Genomic DNA, 18,893 nt, shown 5'->3' on the forward strand with positions numbered 1-18,893 from the left:
TGACGAATGCTAAGATTACAGACTCACTCCCAACGTAAAGGCTACCCCTTTTGACTCCAAATCTACATTGCCATAGCCAATCCCCGTTAGAGGCAGCTTAACAAATGGCTTTACACCGACATTGATCTTGTCGTTGATTTTCTTTTCAATAGATATCGAAAAATCAGCCACACCAAAAATATGCTGATTTTCACCGCTGACTTCATAGACCGCAGTTTTATTATTTCCTCCATAACCACCTCCGCCCTCGTAATCAAATGTGTATTTTTCTTTGAGCATAAAATAACTTGACAGTCCAGCGCTGACATTGAATTTTACTTTTTTACTTTTCAACACAGTATAACTCGCCGTCAGAGGCACATCAATAACATCACAGACCGCACTGACATTGCTTGGTAATTGTGTCAGCTCAGGCGGGTTTGATGGTACATAAAATTTATACGCGGATTTATAGTTTTTTTTCGCATAGGTAGCTCCGACAGAAACACTCAGCCCTCTGGTCACCGAGTAGGAATAAGCCAAACCAATATTTTCACTGAGAGAAGATTTACCAGCACCCCTGACACTTGTTAAATCGGGTCCGGCCAAAAAGCTGACAACAGATCGATCTTTTTGAGAGGAAACTATTTCCTCGCCACCTTGGGGTTGATAAATCGCCGCCAAACGATCGCCGATAGCTTCAACAGGATCTGCTTTCAACTTGAAGCTCGGTAGTGTTTTAACCTTGTATTCCATTGTTGGAATTGAAAAAGCCGCACTTAAACTAGTTCCCCGTGCCATGGTCTGCCTTGCATCGGCAATTTCAACAACTTGGACAGGCTGCTCCGATGTTCCTTCAGCTATTCTTTCTAGCTTAGATGTCCTTAATTCTTTTGGCTTTAACGAAATCCATTGCTGCTCCTGTTGAGGGGGAATAAAAGGAGACTCAAAAGGGCGAAGTGGTTCTTTATCCGCAGTCTCCCGGTTATGCGCATTAGCCGGCTCACTTATTTTATCAGATGGTTTGTCCCAAAGTACCTCTTCGGAATTCCAGATAAAAAATAACACCAAAACCGCGGCCATAGCTGTCACCAGTGTTGCTAAAAGGACTATCTTTTTCTTCTTCGATCGACTCGCCCTGTTTAACCGAAATTCAATGTCCTGCCAATGTGATTCATTAAATTCGAATTTCGCATCACTGAGACCCTCCTTAAAAATCTCATCAATCTTATTCTTATCCTTTTCCATCATGTTTTCTCCTCAGTTTTACCACACATTGCACGTTGAATTTTGACCATTTCAGCAAGCCGGCCACGGGCTTTATGCAGATTGGATTTTGATGTTCCAATGGCAATACCCAGCATGTCACTGATCTCTTCATGACCATAACCATCGATGGCATAGAGATTGAAAACTGCCCTATATGCTGGTGGAAGCTGATGTACCATGGCCAGTAGATCTTCATAGTTTAATTTCTGGCTGACCGTGTCGTCATAGACGATCGTCTGTTCATACATTGCAACATCCACATGTATCCCCTGTCTTATCTTGGCCCGATAAAAATCAATTGCTGTATTCGTCATGATCTTTTTTATCCACACAGAAAAAGGTTTCTGATAATCGTATTTACCGATATTTTTAAATACTTTGAAAAAACCTTCATTTAATATACCTATGGCATCCTCTCTATTATTCGAGTAACGTAGACATATCCCAAGGGCCATCGCATAATAGGCGGTATATAGATCTTTTTGAGCCCTACGGTCCCCATCGATACATCCTTTAATAATATGGATAGATTTTTCGTCAACTTCTGTTATCGCCACTCGATATTACTTTCTTTCTTTTGATAAATATAGTATTAAGACTAATACGAACGCATTATACAAAAGGTTGCCTGTAAAAAATATTTTTTTTCCGCGCCATTTACAGGCAACTTTTTCCTTTCAGTCCTCGTAATATCAAGACAACATTTTAAAACATACAATTATGAAATCAAACAAAAAACAGGTGATAACAGGCTTTATAGCCATGGTCACGGTGAGCTTGTTTTCGGCATGCTCAAAAAATGACGAAGGTAGCCCAGATCCAGAAATCAAAAACAAAGGCATACAGATAACTTCCAATATGCAATTTGGCAATGTCCTAACGGATGCAAATGGTAAAACACTTTATTTCTTCTCAAACGACACTAAAGGGACATCTACCTGCAATGGCAACTGCCTGGCAACCTGGCCTATTTATTATAGCAGTGAAACAAGCACAGATGTCAAAATCGATAAAAGTCTACTTGGTGAAATCACCCGCGAAGATGGTTCCAAACAGAGTACCTACAAAGGCTGGCCCTTATATTACTATGCTGGCGACGGTCAATCTGGTCAGGCAAAAGGTGATGCCGTAAATAAAATCTGGTATGTCGCAAAACCTGACTATTTACTTATGATAGCCAATGCACAGCTCGTCGGCCATGACGGTAAAAATTATTTGAGTGATTACAGCGAGGGAACGGGTAAAACAATCTATCTGACTGACGACAAAGGAAGAACGCTATATGCTTTTAAACCGGACAAGTTCAACAAGAACAATTATACGGAGGCAGATTTCAGCAATGACGCCATCTGGCCAATCTATCAAAAAGAAACCGGTTCATTGCCTTCGTTAGTACGAACGGCAGATATCGCCGTCATAACCGTTTTTGGGAAGAAACAATTGACTTACAAAGGTTGGCCATTATACTATTTTGGACAGGATCAGCAGCGGGGAGATAATAAAGGAATCAGTTTTCCACGTGTTGGTATATGGCCTATCCTGAACGATAATACGGCAATCGCTCCAACAAGCTAATCCACTCCTAATCGAATTGAACCTATGTTAAAAAAACTAAAAACTCCAATTACCTACGACTGGACGAGTCGTCCTATCGTTGTGTTGTCAATGACTGTAGTTGCCATTGCATTGACAGCGTGTACCAAGAAGCAGGCGCAAGAACTCAGTCCCGATGATGAAGAGGAAACCGTGACGGCTGCAAATGTGTCGTACATCAATTTTGCAAAAGCGCTCTTTGAAACAAAATGCAGCTCCTGTCATGCACCAGGGCGCGGCGCCAGCGCAAAGTGGACATTTAGCGGGTATTCATCGGTCAAAGACAATAGTACAAGAATCAACAATGCTGTATTGGTCACCAAATCCATGCCTATAGGCGGTTCACTTACAGTCAAGGAGATCGAGCTACTGGACGCCTGGATTAAACGAAATACACCTGAAAATTAATATTCTACTTATGAATAAGATCAACATTTATAGCATATTCTTCTTTATGATATTTGGTGGTATCGCGGCATTCGCACAAAAAACATCGTCCCTAGTTTCAAAAGAAACAAGTATCACTTTTTATAGCAATGCTCCTTTGGAAGACATCGAAGCGAAGAGCACGCTAGCGGCATCTGCCATGAACATCAAAACCGGAGATATTATCTTTCGGGTAAAAAATACCTCTTTCCAATTCGACAAAAAGCTTATGCAGGAGCATTTTAACGAAAATTACATGGAAAGCGATAAATATCCCTTAGCAGAATTTAAAGGAAAAATCGAGGGGGTCGAAAAATTAGTCCATGATGGTAATTACACCCTTAACGTAAAGGGCAATTTGCAGGTTCACGGGGTGACTAAAATTTATACAACCGCGGCGATATTCAATGTAAAGAGCGGAATAATAAGGGCCAATACAAGCTTTCAGATCAGGCTGGCCGATCACAGAATCACGATTCCCTCCATCGTCGGAAAAAAAATTGCAGAAGTAGTGAAAATCAGTGTAGATGCGCTATACAAACAATAACAACACGAATTTGTTGCAAATGAGAAATATACTATTTATAATCCTGTGTTTTGTTTGGGTAACGACATCTGCTCAGGAAGATCTTGAAAAATTAATTGCTGTAGAAGGTCCAAAAAATGAAAAAGTTACGGCAACCTTTAAATCGGGCAACCTGATCAATCTTAAGACAACCGAAACTATTCATCGTCATGAAATGGACTTTAGGGTCGATCATCGTTTTGGTGATATCGCCGGTAGTGCCGGTGGCGCAAAGAATTTTTTTGGGCTAGACAATTCAACCGATATAAGAATCGGCTTCGACTATGGCCTACTCGATAACCTGAACATAGGGATCGCCAGAGCAAAAGGAGCTACGGAAGTCAGACAGCTCTATGAAGGAAATATCAAGTACCGGTTTATCGAACAGACAGTCGACAACAGGATACCGGTGTCCATTGCATTTTTTGGAAGTATGACGGTATCAGCCATGGGAGCATCCGAGGATAAGCAGTCGGCAGCAAGTTTCACCGGGTTCAGTGACCGGCTAAGCTACGTAACACAGCTGATCATTGCGCGAAAATTCAGTTCGAATTTATCACTGACTGTTGTCCCTTCTTATCTTCATCGGAATTATACTGCCTACAGTGACCAAAATGATCTCTTTGCACTTGGGATTGGTGGTCGGGCCAAAATCAGTAATCGGATAGCACTTGTTGCAGACTATATATTTCCTTTCCGCAAGTCATCAAATAAAAAATATCGCGAAGAAATAAGTGGTCAGCGCTATTATAATGCATTGGGTGTTGGTCTAGAAATGGACACCGGAGGACATATATTCCACCTCAATTTTACAAATGCTACTGCGATTCAAGAATCGCAATTTATCAGCGAAACAAATAGCTCTTGGGGTAAAGGTCAATTCCGCTGGGGATTTAGCATTGCACGACGTTTCAATTTTAGTAAGAAATAATGTACGAATACTTTCCCTTGCTACAGCCTCCCTATCTATAAGACTGAAATAAAATCCTGAGCGTGCGATAGCCAAAAAATAATATGGATCAACAATCGTAAAGAAGCGTAAGGACAGAAACGAAGAACTCGGTGTTGTACCGAGTTCTCATTTCATTCCTTAGAAGCTTGTTAGGGATTCTCTAATACCCGAATTTCGCCAATCGCCCGTACATCTCCACGAAAGCACATTGATCTAACAGCCATTTTGATTTTTTAGGATTCTCCAGAGTCCAGTCGGTATCAAAAAGTCCATCTTGATCCCGCATCCGAAGCCATGCGAGATTAAGATTCTGAGCAAAAATATCGATATATTTTCGATTTCCGTCCTGCTCAAACAGGCTGATATAGCCACGCATCATCACAGCGTGGAACCATAAATTACTGTTTTTTAAGACCGGAAAATCTTTTCCCGCTCTTGTTTCAAAAAAATAGCCCAGGCAAGCTTCAGCAAGCTGCTGCGCATCATCCAGGTATTTCTTTTCTTTGGTCAACCGATAGAGCAATGCTGCAGCCTGCAGCATCTGACCTGAATTATAAGAATACTTGGCCTTTTCAACTTTACCATCAAGATGTATATTGTCCCAGTACAGCTTATCATCCGGGTCCTGCAAACCTGCTTTTGTCCATTCATACAAACGTCGGCCTTCAAGAAGATAATCTTTCTGTTTGGTCGCCTCAAAAAGCTTTAGGGCAAACACTGCGGCAGGGGCATTCGAACAGCTATTTTTGGATTCCTTTTTTTGCTCACACCAATAAATACCACCGCCTAGTTTATCATCTTCACCACTTTTTACAAAGGTCCAGATCTCCTTTGCATGTTTAAGATAATCTGTCTTTTTGGTTTGTATGTAGCTATCTGTAAAATCAATGCCCAACCAGATGTTATCATCGTAAAAACGATCCGATGCCGGTGCTGAATTGATATAGGAGGCATACCCCACTGGTTTACGCTTTTCGTCCCGATATTCATGGAGCCCTACGAGTACCTTCTGGTCCAATATTTTCTGGTAGGCTGCTTTATCTTTTGACTGTTCCATCAGCGCATTGACCGCCGAAAAACTACCCGAGAAAGGCCAGAGATAGGCATATTTCTTTTGCTGTTCTGCCTGCGTGTTATTATTCAGGTAGTCTGCTTTAAAATTCTCGTCAAAGGGGTACTTTTCAGTCAATAATTTATTTTGTGTATTCCCATATTTATCATAGATCACATCCAGGGTCTTCTGGGCGTGATCAGAAAATTGGCCGTTTTTCACCTGCGCCTGTCCCATCATATAGCACAAGCCTGTCAATAGTACTGTTGTCGTTATCCGGTTTATTTGTTTCATCAGCATTTATTATTTTAAGATAGCTATCAGGAGCTGACGGGCAACCTAATGGCTATTGTATATAATCTATTATTTTAGTTTTGTCTGATAGCGTGCTAGGCCTTCAAACAGCATTGCAGCACTTGCATAGGCTGTAATTTCACTGTTTCCAACTGGCGGCTGAGACCAGGAAGAACCAAAAGCAGGCTGGTTCCCTTAGTCCAGGCTATTTTTCCATTGTTGAGCAAAAACTTTTCAAATTTAGCACGGTAGTCCGGGGTGATCCCTCAAAACGGTTTTGCTTATTTTGGGAGAAAATTACAAAACAGAAAGCGAAGAACTGTCAAGGTATCGAACAAAAATGACTACTGAAAATAAAAACAACACAAAATAGAAGAAACATTAAGCCCAATTAACTAACTTCATCTATATAATAACAATTAAATCAACTATCCTAACATACATTCAGATTGACACTTTTTTGTTTGAATAAGATATAAAACTATTGCTGAATATGGAAACTACTATCTCAACAGAGAAATTGCTATTAAAAACTGTCGAACTGTCCGACTTGCAAAATATGCACAATCTCAGGACCAATCCCCAGGTTGCTAAATACATCGGAAGATATCTCAATAAAAGTCTTGAAGAGACAAGACAGTTTATTGAAATGGTCAGAAAAAATAAATTCTATTTCACAATTAAAACAATAGATCAAAATGAATTTGTGGGAACTATAACCTTATGGAATATTGACTGGAGCAAAAAATATGCAGAACTTGGTTATGAATTGCTTCCGCAATTCCAAGGTAAAGGATTAATGAGTGAAGCTGTAAAGGCCCTATTAAAATATGCTTTTCATGAAATGGGAATTGAGGCAATTGAAGCGTATACACATCGCGAAAACATAGCTTCCAAAAAGCTGCTGGAACGCCTGGGTTTTAAATTGGTCGCTGATAAAATTGATCTGGACGTTTTAGACAATATTATTTACGGAATAAATAAAACCGAACAGGAAATCTCAACTGATCATTACTGATCTAATTTATTAATTTCATAGGCATTTACATACCAGATAACAAAGGAACAGATGAAATTTAGCTTTTTAATTGTAGCGCTATTTGTTTATAGCTTTGGTCACGCACAGGATTCAGATGCGTCAAAAAAAGCCAACATCAGCCATATTATCTCACTGTTCAAACAAAAAAACATAGATGAGATTTCAACGGTCATAAACTATCCCTTGAAGCGGGAAAACCCCATTCCAGCGATAAAAAATCCGAAGGAATTCAAGCAAAGGTTTCATGAGGTTTTTGATCAGACACTTGTGGATCTGATTGCACATTCAAAACCAGAACAATGGACAGAAGTTGGCTGGCGGGGAATCATGCTCGACAATGGCACACTATGGATAGATAGCGAAGCAGGAAAAATAACAGCAGTAAACTATCAGAGTCCATTCGAAAAAAAATTAAGACAAACACTGATTCAAAAACAAAAAGAATACATACACAATTCTTTAAAACAATTCAAAAACCCAGTTTATACAATAAGGTTCGAAAAATACCTGATCAGAATAGATGAATTAGCCAACGGAAAATACAGGTATGCTTCGTGGAAGATCGGAAGAAAAGAAAACATGCCGCCCGACATTATCCTGAGTAACGGCAAACTGGATTTTGAAGGAAGCGGCGGTAATCATGTCATCACTTTTACCAACGGGATTTATACCTATGCTATCTATCGAAATATTATAGCGGAAAAAGATGCATCGGATATTACACTTGTTATCAAAAAAAACAAGCAAAAAATTTTAACGCAAGGGGGAACATTGATAGCGGAATAAAAAACAGAGATTTTGATAAAGTATGGTTTAATTGGGATTGCTGTTAAGATCATGATGTTTTCCTTTCATGTTTGCTAATCCAAAACGACAATTTACTGCGCCCCGGTCTATACTCTTTTAGACTAATGGAAAAGAAAACTCGGTGAATGGCAGAATTTGGGCGGTAAGCAGTAGCTAGAAATTCAGCTCAATTCGTCGATTTCACTTTGAACATTAAGACGGGCCTGTTCTTCATATTTTTCGTAGAAAAAATCCGTTTTAAATATCTTTTCCATGGCAAGAAAACTTTGTAAAACACGCTTTCTACCCGCATCAAAATAAATTGAATCTCCATATTCTTTACGGATACCAGCGGCGTATTTCGCATAAGATACCTTATCAGCCCCCAGTATAGACATGTCAGCATCAATAAAATAATTGATATCAGAACTGCTATTCACTGAATGTGTTTTTGTTGCCAGAATCATCTCCCGACAGGTGTCGATCAAATCTGGTGGATAGTTCAATCTACGTAAATGATCCACCGCAACCAATGCACTTTTTTCTTCATTAGTGCCATCCAGCATAAAGTATACTATATCATGATAAATCATGGCCAAATTGGCTGTCGGAAAATCTGACAATTTGTGTTTACAAAGATCCAACTGCTGGCTAAAATGTTGCAGATGTGCCAACGTATGGTAGCCTCTTCGCTGATCGGAATATGATGCTGTGATTTCATTCCAACATAACTCCAATAGTGGGGTATCATCGGTATATGGCTCCAAGCACGAAAAATATACCGCTCTCATTTTTAAGTGATCAACTATCATAAGTAAAGCTAACTATTTTTATGCGTATATTCTTTTCAAACAATTTATGTAGTTAACTTTAAAAAGGAATAAAAAATGGCGGATGTTCATCATATAAAACTTGTAAACCGGAATGCGAAAACAAGCTGTCCGGTATATGCTAAAACCGAAGACAGCTGGTGGACATTCAATATATATGCGATCAAGCCCAATTGGAAAGTACACATACCAACAAAGTCCATATACCAACATTGAAACTTTATAAAGCCCGCGTTTGCAACTGAGACCAGCGAATTGACAATGGATCAATCGCTTCGCAGGTAAGAAACTGTGCTAGCCGATTGGTTATCTCATTAAGCCAATTCACTTGGTGAAAAAACAAAAAGCCACATCTCACGACGTGGCCACTAAACTAAACTTATAAACTTATGATTCACTAATAGTCAGGCTATGAGCTAACTTGACTCACTACTAGCTTTTGATGCTTTGTCCTATTTATAGGTATTTACAGAGCCGGACACTTTCCAAGCGCCATGATCATTGATTAAAGTCACGAGGTCTGTCTTGGTAAAATCTTCAAATTGCATGGTTACTTTCGCAACCATATAGTCTGCTGACTCTTCGATAATCCGAGTATTCACTTTACAGTTGAGCTTCTCACCGCGCTGCTTTTTCAGGAATTTGACAACTTCTTTGCGATCATTTGTTGTTGCATTTCCTGATTGGATCTTCTGGCTAAAATCTGCTGTAAATAATTGCTCTAAATCTGTTGACTCCCCCTCAGTGATCACCGCAACATAGTGGTTAAGAGCAATGTCTGCCGTGAATAGATTAACTATGGCTTTTTCCGATTTTGGAGAAGTTTTATCTGCTGCAATTGCCAATGTACATACTGCTATCATTGCTACCGCCAGGAATGTTTTTACTAATGCTTTCATAATATCTTGATTTTATTATATTCGTTCCGTTGTTCATATTTGTTGATTCAAAACTACAACTCAATTGTCGCCAGCCCTACTGGCTTTAGGTTAACGGATATAAAAACTCGGTAAACGAAGGAAATAGGGAGGCGAAATTTAAAATGCAATCATTACCAAAGAGGGTCCTGCGAATCAAACAGACCTAAAAGCAATACTGTCGTCAAAACTAAAAGCAAATAGAAGCCGGCAGAAAATTATAATATTAAAGCAGCAAAAAAAGCTAAAATAATGAAGTAAGAAGCGGCTGAACAAAAGTGATTCCCTTACCGGTTTCTATATAAAATTTCAAGCTTACGATGAATTGCCTCCATCCATCTGTACACACTACGGGTTCTTATCAAGAAACAAAATCCTTTACAAAGGGAAAAGGCCAACAAGATTTTTCCATTAAAAAAGGGAAATATACATTTGTAATTTATGCATCAGGGACAAACAAAAGTTTACCCACTATAGAATAAGAAGTAACATTGAATACTGTAAATTTTGAGGCCTTAAAGGCCGATAGGGATTTTATGCTTGATCAGGCCTCTTTTGAGGTGCAGGAAGGCCAAATTAAAAGTAATTCAATAGCAACTAGAGTAGAATAACGCCAGGCACATCGATAACCTTATCACCATCAAATACTGCCGTATATCCCCTTTGAAGCCGTACATACCGCCGAAAGTTGCCTCCTTTTTACTAACAAATTTCTTTTATGGTGATGCGCAATTATTTTTTTAAAAAACAAACAGGATAGTACATGACACTTATATCAAATTTATTTGTGATAATAGTGAATCATTCCGGATCTTCGGTTAACCCTCAATCCTAAAATATGGCACCATTTATAAACACTCTGCTTCAAAAAATTATGATGTCAGGATTTATATGTATAATTTCCATCAGCACCTTTGCCCAAAAATTAAGCGTAACTGACCTTAAAGTAGAACACCTTAAAAATCCTATGGCAATCGAAACCGATAGTCCCCGGTTCAGCTGGAAGATAAGTTCTTCGGTAAAAAATACACTACAGTCCGCTTATGAAATTAGAGTAGGTCGTGATAAAGCCGCGATGAATGCGGGAAAAGATCTGGTATGGAAAGCGGCGGTATCGAGTGATCAGTCGGTACTGATTAAATATGAGGGGGCTGCATTACAATCAAAAAAAAGATATTTTTGGCAAATTCGGGTAAAAGACAATCATGGCAATACTTCCGCCTGGTCTGAACCCGCGTTCTTTCACATGGGCATTAGCCCCACGGATTGGACAGCGACATGGATCAAAGTGGCCGGAAAAGATACCACGGCAAGAAGCCCTCTTTTCAGAAAAGAATTTGTCGTCAATAAAAAGCTTAAATCGGCAATTGCCTATGTGACCGCGAAGGGATTGTACGAAGCGCGTATCAATGGTCAGCGCGTCAGCGACACCTATTTTGCTCCGGGATGGACCAGTTACAAGGATCATTTGCAATACCAGGTTTATGATGTAACCACGATCTTAAAAAGCGGTTCCAACGTATTTGGAGTTAGTCTCGGAAACGGCTGGTATAAGGGACGGATTGGCTTTGGAAATCAGCACAATTTTTATGGCGATACGCGCGGATTGCTCTTGCAGCTTGTAATGGAATATACAGACGGCACGATGGAAACGATCCAAACCGATAAAAGTTGGAAATATGCTTACGGACCGATTATGGCATCAGATATTTATGATGGTGAAATCTATGATGCCCGAATGGAAATAAGCGGCTGGGACAATATTGGCTATCAGGAGGATAATAAATGGAATGCGGCCGGCACAATGGAGAAAGGGTCGGAAAAACTTGTCGCAATGAGCGGCCCGCCGGTCAAAAAGCATGAACTGTTCAAAGCGCTTAAAGTCTTTAAAACATCAGCGGGCGAGACCGTTGTGGATTTCGGACAAAACCTGGTAGGCTGGGTCATGCTTAAAGCCAAGGGTACCGCCGGAACTAAGATCACATTGAGCCATGCTGAGGTACTTACAAAAGAAGGTAATTTTTATACCACAAACCTAAGATCTGCAAAGGCACAGGATATTTATATTTTAAAGGAGAATACCGAACAGGTCTTTGAACCTCATTTTACGTTTCAGGGCTTCAGGTATGTGAAGGTCGAGGGCTATCCGGGAGAATTGACAACCGAAGACCTTACTGCTGTCGCGCTATACTCTGCGATGGAGACCACCGGAAAATTCGCTACTTCCAATAGTCTACTGAACCAGCTACAACATAATATTCAATGGGGACAGAAGGGAAACTTTTTAGATGTACCCACGGATTGTCCACAACGTGATGAGCGTCTAGGTTGGACGGGTGATGCACAGGCCTTTGCCAATACAGCGGCTTACAATATGGATGTTGCGGGATTTTTTACCAAATGGCTTAAAGATGTGAAGGCCGATCAACAGCCCAACGGTTCAATCCCCCATGTGATCCCCAATGTACTGGGTGTGAATGATGGGGCATCAGCAGGCTGGGCAGATGTAGCTACAATTATTCCATGGGATATGTATGTGGCTTATGGTGATCGGCAGTTGCTGGAAACACAGTTTGAGAGTATGAGAAAATGGGTTGATTATATAACTTCCGTGGCCAAAAATAATCTTTGGAACTCCGGTTTTCATTTTGGAGACTGGCTTTTCTACCGTCCTAATGATGACAATGACGGAAGAGCTGCAGTTACAGATAAATACCTGATTGCCCAGACTTTCTATGCACATTCTACCCAATTATTGATCAATGCAGCTAAAGTATTGGGCAAACAAGAAGATGTCGCGAAGTACAGCGCGTTGCTGGCAAATATCAAATCCGCTTTTGTGAAGGAATATATGACAGCTACGGGACGATTGGTTTCTGGAACACAAACGGCTTACGTGCTAGCGCTACAATTTGATATGTTGCCCGAAGAACTTCGAGCTGCATGTGCAAATCGCTTAGTAGCGAACATCCGTGATTATGGTAATCATCTCACTACAGGATTTTTGGGTACCCCTTATTTATGTCATGTACTGACCAGATTTGGCCATAACGATGTAGCATACGATCTCTTGATGCAGGAAAGCTATCCTTCATGGCTTTATCCCGTCAAAATGGGTGCAACAACTATATGGGAACGATGGGACGGGATTAAGCCGGATGGTTCTTTTCAAACACCGGATATGAACTCCTACAACCATTATGCATATGGAGCAATTGGGGACTGGATGTACAGAACGATTGCGGGCATCAATTCGGTCCCCGAACAACCAGGTTACAAAGCTATTGTCATCGCACCCAAACCAGGTGGTAAAATAACCAATGCCGCCGCAGCATTAGAAACCCCATATGGTCCGGTAAAATCGGCATGGACACTAGAAAACGGATTGTTAAAACTTGAGGTCACTATACCTGCAAACACGAATGCAAAAGTAATACTGCCCGACACTACAAAAGAAATCGGTTCGGGAACCTATCATTTTGAAAGTAAACTTTAATTGCTTAAGATCACTAGTTACATCCTAATTTTCAGAAAATAACGTGCGAACAACACATTGAAATGGATCTTCGAATGGTCCCATAATGATCTGATATGTCTAATTCCGTTTTGGCATATGACCTCGCTGCTCCTATATGGCGGCGAATGGTCTCAGGTTGTCTATCTTGTATTTCGAAATGTTTCATTTTGAATTAATACCTTTTTTATATAAATTTAATATCAGTTTTGTTTCTTTAGACCAACAAAAACCTATGTAATAATGGATTTGAAAGGATTTCCACTTGACTTAGAGGAATTTGAACGATTTCAGATGGCTGATGGGAGAGTTTTTCGAAAAATATTTGATCGCTATAAACCCAGTTTACAGGAGAAAGTATGTCGTTTGACCTCTTCTCCCATAGAGGCCGAAGAAATCGTGCAGGAAGTTTTTGTCCAGCTATTTCTCAAACGAAATGAAATTCCGTCTGCTGAAGCAATATTTCCCTTTCTCTATGTGGTCGCCAAAAGATTGGCCATATCTAATTTCCGAAAAGAGGTCATCCGAAAACAATACCGAATGGATCACGGAAATATCCAATTAAATGCAACATCCTGTGCACACATACAGCTAGAACAAAAGGAATGTGAACAGATGCTGGAAAAGATTATTGATGCCCTTCCCGTACAACAAAAACGGATTTACCAAATGAATAAATTTGAAGAAAAGAGCTATAAGGAAATTGCGGAGCATATTGGCATATCCCGAAATACGGTGAGAAACCATTTGACTGCTGCCTGTAGTTTTGTCAAATTAAGACTCCAAAAAATCCTCTTCACGCTGGCCGTCCTACTAGTGCTATGCTAACATACTGCTCTTTTGCAGCTTTTCCCCAATTTTGTAACAGCTATTTCTAAAAATTTTATTTTTTTGACTAGTACATTTTGATAGCTGATGCGAATAGATAGTATAGCATGTAGAAATCAGCATCGATGTCAAAAATAGAAGCTTACAAGAGATTAATCCGTCAGTATTATGATGACAACCTCCAAGGAGAGTCGTTAACACAGTTTATAAAATATATGGACGATGAAGATTTTTTGGATGCTTGGGAACAAATAAAGCTTGAAGAAGAGACAGTAAACAGGCTTGGATCCGAAATAGACAACCAAAACATGTTTGAAAAAGTCACAGCTGATGAGCGCATCAAGCATCAACTGCTGGAGCTGGATCCGTTAAGAAAAACAGTTATGTTTCCTTGGCGAAGTATAGTCGCCGCGGCCCTGTTATTAGTCGTCGGAGTCGGTTCACTTATTTATTTTATCGGAAGATTAAACGGGGCATTGGTCAAAGAGAAGCAGCTCACAACCAATAGGATAGAAACGGTTCTTCCGGGGAAAGATCGTGCCGAGATTATATTAGAAAACGGACGACGAATTGATCTGGAAAAAATCAAAGGCGACACAATTATTGACCATGGTGATTTTGAGATTATCAAAACCGCAGCTGGAAGTATTTCCTATCATATAAAGGACGGTGTTGATCCCCATAAACCTGTTTACAACAGCATTGTAACGCCAAGGGGCGGTGAATATAATCTTACATTGCCTGATGGCACACAGGTGTGGCTCAATGCATCTACTTCGTTAAAATATCCTGTTGTTTTTGATAAATCAAAACGAGAAGTAGAACTGTATGGTGAAGCATATTTTGACGTAGCAAAACGAACCGAACTGGGTAAACGAACCCCCTTTATTATCCATGCAGGCGCACAATCAATAGAGGTATTGGGGACTTCTTTTAATGTGCAGAACTATGGAAAGAAAATCATTACCACCTTAGTGGAAGGTAAAGTAAAATTGAATTTTAAGGATACGACAATTCCGGATCAATTCCTGCAGCCCAATGATCAGGCCATATATGAACATGAATCAAATCAGTTTTCCATAGATCCCATTGATCCTTTCTATTCTATCGCATGGAAAGATGGTAATTTTGCCTTTTATAAAACACCACTTGTTGAAGTAATGGCTATTATCGGTCGCTGGTACGATGTTCAAGTGGAATTTAAATCTAAGTTTGAGGATTTTCAATTTTCGGGTACAATATCGAAATATAGTGACATCAAAAAATTATTAAAGACCATCGAACTTGTAGGTGGTGTTCATTTTGAATTAACGGGGAGGAAAATATATGTAAAAAACTAATCTTTTACAACCAAAGGCTTCAGGAGCGTTGCGACCGCCCCTGAAGTTGGTCTCATAGAGACAGTTGACACATCTTATCAAATATTAACTTAAAATATCAACCGAATGCAAAAATACAAAAAAAATCGGTCTGTTCTTCCTATGGATTTTGGGAAGGACATCACCCTCAAACCATTGGTTATGAAACTGTCGATCGCAGTGCCACTACTCCTTGCAACTAGCCTAAGTGCATATGCTAGTTCTTTCGGACAAACAATCAATCTCAAAAAAAATAAAGCAAGCCTTGAAACCTTGCTAAAAGATATTCAAAAGCAGAGCGGATATAATATCCTATATAAAGAATCGCTCTTGCCAAAAAAACGTACAGCTGATGTAAAATTTGTCAATGCACCGTTGCAGTCTGTATTGGATGAACTACTGGGCAAGTATCAAATTGTCTACAGAATAGTCGATAAGAATATTATTCTGAGCAAGGGTACCAGTATGACGCATGAAGCTGCCGAAGGTAAGGTTGCCGTGGTCCAACAAAAGATAGTAAAAGGTAAGATACTGGACGCAAAGGGAGAACCATTGCCTAATGCTACTGTAAATGAGGTAGGAGCCGTCAATAGGACTTCTACACTCGAAGATGGCTCTTTTACTCTACCAGTAGCCACCAATACCCCCACACTTCATGTCAGCATGGTAGGATACCAGGCTGTAAATTATAAAGTCACAACCAACGAAAGCGTCGAAATCACACTCCAACAAACCGTAACTTCGATGGAGGAAGTAGTGATCGTAGGCTATGGTACGCAAAAAGCATCGACCGTCACAGGTTCCATTGTCGATGTCAAAGGAGATGTATTAGACAGGGCTCCGGTGATGAACGTCACCAATACGCTTGCGGGACGGCTACCTGGTTTAGTGGCAACAACGACTTCTGGCGAACCGGGAAGTGATAATTCAACACTTCGAATTCGTGGAGCTAATACCTTGGGGGACAATTCACCCTTGATCGTCGTCGATGGGATCGCCAACAGATCTATTGAGAGACTCAATCCTCAGGATATCGAAAGTGTGACGATATTAAAGGACGCATCGGCCGCCATCTATGGTTCCCAAGCCGCCAATGGTGTTATTCTGGTAACGACGAAAAAAGGAAAAAGCGGTAAACCGCAGGTTAGTTTGACGCATAATCAAGGCTGGTCTAAACCCACTATCATTCCAAAGATGGCAGACGCTGCAGAATATGCACAAATGCTCAATGAGATCGGCATCTATGCTGGTCAAAAGCCAAAATACAGCGAAGAAGAGTTAGCCTTATTCCGTGCCGGCACAGATATCTGGAAATATCCCAATACAGATTGGTTTGACGCAACATTTCATACCGCAGCACCTCAACATAAAACTGCGCTCAATATTACCGGCGGTTCGGAATATCTAAATTATTATATCTCGGGGGGCTATGACAAACAGGATGCTATCTATAAAAATTCAGCAACAAAGTTTAACCAATACAATTTCCGGAGCAACCTGAATGGAAAATTCAATGATTATATCAAATATGGGGTTAATGCCGCATTGCGTGAATATAACCGAAATTATCCAACGCGTTCCGCCGCAGATATCTTTGGAATGATCTTAAGGGGTAAGCCGAACATGCATGCGTATTGGCCGACCGGACAAAATGGTCCTGACATAGAATACGGGAATAATCCGGTCGTTATCACAACCAATCAGACCGGTTATGACCGAAATAAAACCATGATGCTCGAATCCAGAGCAAATCTGGAAATCACGATTCCGGGAGTTGACGGCTTATCTATAAGTGGGAATGTTGCCTATGATAGAACATTACAAAACGACAAATTATGGCAGACACCGTGGACATTGTACAATTGGGATGGCAAATCAGTGGACAATAACGGCACACCAGCGTTGGTCGCCGGACTGAAAGGATTCACCGCACCACAGCTCCGGCAAGATTTTAATACTAAAAATCTATTGACTTTAAACGCGCTGATTCGCTACGAAAGAAATTTCGGCGAAAAGCACCATTTCAATGGTTTGGTGGGAGTAGAAAAAATTAAAGGTGATAATATGGAGTTTTACGCTTTTAGAAAATACTATGTATCTGCCGCCATTGAAGAGTTATTCGCAGGTGGCGATGCTGAAAAAGATAACTCCGGTCAATCCGCCATGCAAGCCAGACTCAATTATTTCGGCCGTCTAAATTATGACTTTGACAACAAATATTTATTGGAATTTTTATGGCGTTATGACGGTTCCTATAAGTTTCCAAGTAACAAACGGTTCGGTTTTTTTCCGGGAATATCGGGAGGATGGCGCTTATCCAATGAGGCATTCTGGCAACCTATCAAGTCTGTGGTTTCTGACCTCAAATTAAGGGCTTCTTGGGGTCAAACAGGTAACGACCGTATAGATGATTATCAATTTATGTCAAGTTATGGCTTCCTGACAGGAGCTTCCAATGTGTATGTTTTTAATGGCACGCAAGAAAATAAAGTCTTGAATGAGCTTAGAATACCTAATCCAAATGTAACTTGGGAAGTCGCCAACCAATCCAATTTTGGTCTGGATGCTAAATTTTTGAACAACAAACTAACGCTAACCGCTGAATATTTTTATAATGTCCGAACCAATATTCTATGGAACAGAAATGCCTCCGTTCCCTCCACCTCGGGACTCACCTTACCCAAAGAAAATATTGGCGAGGTAACAAACAAAGGATTTGAATTGCAACTGGGTTATGCTGATCAGCTCAATGGTTTTCACTACGCAGTTAATGGAAATATAGCGACCAATCATAACCGTATTCGTTTTTGGGATGAAACTCCGGGAATCCCTGATTATCAACAGTCCACAGGCAGACCCATGAATGCTAAGCTCTACTACAATGCGATCGGTATATTTCGGGATCAGGCCGCTGTCGACGCTTATCCGCACTGGGCCGGAGCAAGACCTGGGGATATCGTCTTTGAAGATGTCAATCAAGATGGTAAAATAGACGGTCTGGACCGTGTGCGATCCGAAAAAACAGAACTTCCGACACTCACCGGGGGCTTTAACATTGACTTATCTTACAAAGGGTTTTATACAAGCTTATTCTTCCAGGGTGCTGCTGGTGCCATCCGCAACAATTATTACGAAATGCAGGGTGAGGCGGGCAATTATCTCAAGCAAAATGTCGAAGGGCGATGGACAGCGGAGAATCCCGATGCTTCAAAACCGCGGACCTGGAATCGGTACAATGAATATTGGCGATCCAACGATAATACCTATTGGCTACAAAGCTCCAATTATGTACGGTTGAAAAATTTTGAATTCGGTTACAATTTCTCGGATGATATCTGTAAAAAACTTCGGTTGACTAGACTCCAGTTATATTTCAGTGGGCAGAACCTGCTAACCTGGACAAAAGTAAAGGACTTTGATCCTGAAACAACTGCAGCGACGGCATACCCCCTCAACAGAGTGTATAATCTAGGCCTTTCACTAACATTTTAA

Annotated in this window: 15 protein-coding genes; 10 read left to right on the plus strand and 5 right to left on the minus strand. The window is 40.4% G+C overall.

The window, feature by feature from the left end; translation table 11 throughout:
• Nucleotides 1-15 precede the first annotated feature (15 nt).
• The gene (locus tag B4G94_RS23320; protein WP_286862341.1) at nt 16-1,230 is read right to left on the minus strand and encodes a hypothetical protein; all 1,215 of its coding nucleotides are present in this window, start codon (nt 1,228-1,230) and stop codon (nt 16-18) included.
• Nucleotides 1,227-1,805: an RNA polymerase sigma factor gene (locus B4G94_RS23325; RefSeq protein ID WP_219929453.1), complete on the minus strand. Its 579-nt coding sequence runs from the start codon at nt 1,803-1,805 to the stop codon at nt 1,227-1,229. The genes B4G94_RS23320 and B4G94_RS23325 overlap by 4 nt, the downstream gene beginning before the upstream one ends.
• A 163-nt stretch (nt 1,806-1,968) precedes the next feature.
• On the opposite strand from B4G94_RS23325, the gene B4G94_RS23330 reads away from it, so the two are divergent.
• From B4G94_RS23330 to B4G94_RS23345, 4 genes are read left to right on the plus strand one after another with little or no spacing between them, the layout of a single operon-like run.
• Nucleotides 1,969-2,823 carry a hypothetical protein gene (locus B4G94_RS23330; protein ID WP_286862344.1) on the plus strand — a complete coding sequence of 285 codons (855 nt, stop codon included), beginning with the start codon at nt 1,969-1,971 and terminating at the stop codon, nt 2,821-2,823.
• 24 nt (nt 2,824-2,847) lie between these two features.
• Nucleotides 2,848-3,249, plus strand: a complete 402-nt coding sequence (locus B4G94_RS23335) for a c-type cytochrome (protein ID WP_286862345.1) — start codon at nt 2,848-2,850, stop codon at nt 3,247-3,249.
• Nucleotides 3,250-3,259: 10 nt separating this feature from the next.
• On the plus strand, nt 3,260-3,814 hold the full coding sequence (locus B4G94_RS23340) for a YceI family protein (RefSeq protein ID WP_286862346.1): 555 nt from the start codon (nt 3,260-3,262) through the stop codon (nt 3,812-3,814).
• Between the two features lie 19 nt (nt 3,815-3,833).
• Nucleotides 3,834-4,763 carry a DUF5777 family beta-barrel protein gene (locus B4G94_RS23345; protein ID WP_286862347.1) on the plus strand — a complete coding sequence of 310 codons (930 nt, stop codon included), beginning with the start codon at nt 3,834-3,836 and terminating at the stop codon, nt 4,761-4,763.
• Between the two features lie 181 nt (nt 4,764-4,944).
• On the opposite strand, the gene B4G94_RS23350 is transcribed toward B4G94_RS23345, so the two are convergent.
• A complete protein-coding gene (locus B4G94_RS23350; RefSeq protein WP_286862349.1) occupies nt 4,945-6,129 on the minus strand; it encodes a glycoside hydrolase family 76 protein in 1,185 nt (394 codons plus the stop codon).
• 493 nt (nt 6,130-6,622) lie between these two features.
• Here B4G94_RS23350 and B4G94_RS23355 point away from each other — a divergent pair, with 493 nt between their 5' ends.
• Complete coding sequence (locus tag B4G94_RS23355; protein ID WP_286862351.1) at nt 6,623-7,147, plus strand: GNAT family N-acetyltransferase; 525 nt, start codon at nt 6,623-6,625, stop codon at nt 7,145-7,147.
• Nucleotides 7,148-7,198: 51 nt separating this feature from the next.
• Nucleotides 7,199-7,954: a hypothetical protein gene (locus B4G94_RS23360; RefSeq protein WP_286862352.1), complete on the plus strand. Its 756-nt coding sequence runs from the start codon at nt 7,199-7,201 to the stop codon at nt 7,952-7,954.
• Nucleotides 7,955-8,136: 182 nt separating this feature from the next.
• On the opposite strand, the gene B4G94_RS23365 is transcribed toward B4G94_RS23360, so the two are convergent.
• Together B4G94_RS23365 and B4G94_RS23370 are read right to left on the minus strand one after the other, a co-directional pair.
• Nucleotides 8,137-8,745, minus strand: a complete 609-nt coding sequence (locus B4G94_RS23365; protein WP_286862354.1) for a hypothetical protein — start codon at nt 8,743-8,745, stop codon at nt 8,137-8,139.
• A gap of 491 nt (nt 8,746-9,236) precedes the next feature.
• Complete coding sequence (locus B4G94_RS23370; protein WP_286862355.1) at nt 9,237-9,683, minus strand: nuclear transport factor 2 family protein; 447 nt, start codon at nt 9,681-9,683, stop codon at nt 9,237-9,239.
• 892 nt (nt 9,684-10,575) lie between these two features.
• Between B4G94_RS23370 and B4G94_RS23375 the strand changes: the two genes are divergently transcribed.
• From B4G94_RS23375 to B4G94_RS23390, 4 genes are all read left to right on the plus strand, one after another.
• Nucleotides 10,576-13,197 carry a glycoside hydrolase family 78 protein gene (locus B4G94_RS23375; RefSeq protein ID WP_286862356.1) on the plus strand — a complete coding sequence of 874 codons (2,622 nt, stop codon included), beginning with the start codon at nt 10,576-10,578 and terminating at the stop codon, nt 13,195-13,197.
• Between the two features lie 261 nt (nt 13,198-13,458).
• Nucleotides 13,459-14,043 carry an RNA polymerase sigma factor gene (locus B4G94_RS23380; RefSeq protein WP_286862357.1) on the plus strand — a complete coding sequence of 195 codons (585 nt, stop codon included), beginning with the start codon at nt 13,459-13,461 and terminating at the stop codon, nt 14,041-14,043.
• Nucleotides 14,044-14,168: 125 nt separating this feature from the next.
• Nucleotides 14,169-15,383, plus strand: a complete 1,215-nt coding sequence (locus B4G94_RS23385; RefSeq protein WP_286862358.1) for a FecR family protein — start codon at nt 14,169-14,171, stop codon at nt 15,381-15,383.
• Nucleotides 15,384-15,488: 105 nt separating this feature from the next.
• Complete coding sequence (locus B4G94_RS23390) at nt 15,489-18,893, plus strand: TonB-dependent receptor (RefSeq protein ID WP_286862360.1); 3,405 nt, start codon at nt 15,489-15,491, stop codon at nt 18,891-18,893.

It is taken from the genome of Sphingobacterium sp. UBA7625, from assembly GCF_002484085.1.
Lineage (GTDB): Bacteria > Bacteroidota > Bacteroidia > Sphingobacteriales > Sphingobacteriaceae > Sphingobacterium > Sphingobacterium athyrii.